The organism is Allobacillus saliphilus (genome assembly GCF_018138385.1).
Lineage (GTDB): Bacteria > Bacillota > Bacilli > Bacillales > Alkalibacillaceae > Allobacillus > Allobacillus saliphilus.
On the sequence record NZ_JAGSIE010000063.1, the window covers coordinates 1 to 378 of the forward strand.

Annotated in this window: 1 rRNA gene; it reads right to left on the reverse strand. The window is 39.7% G+C overall.

The window, feature by feature from the left end:
- Positions 1 to 7 precede the first annotated feature (7 nt).
- Positions 8 to 123 (reverse strand): 5S ribosomal RNA (rrf, locus tag KC820_RS13065).
- Positions 124 to 378 lie beyond the last annotated feature (255 nt).

Genomic DNA, 378 nt, shown 5'->3' on the forward strand with positions numbered 1-378 from the left:
TATTAACGCCCGGCAGCGTCCTACTCTTGCAGGGGAAAAACCCCAACTACCATCGGCGCTAGAGAGCTTAACTTCTGTGTTCGGAATGGGAACAGGTGTGACCTCTCTGCCATCGCCACCGGACTTGTAATTCTATTCATTTTTCAAGGACAAGTTATATTATATTAACCTTAGCTGAAAAATGCAAGGAATTTTTAAAAGAATTTTATGTAAGTGTTAATCTTTCGCGAAAAACACTACATTTCGTGTTCTAAAATAAGATTAAAGGCATATACCTTCAAAACTAGATAAGAAACAATATATCATCAAGTAAGTTAAGTCCTCGACCGATTAGTATCCGTCAGCTTCACGTGTCACCACGCTTCTACCTCGGACCTA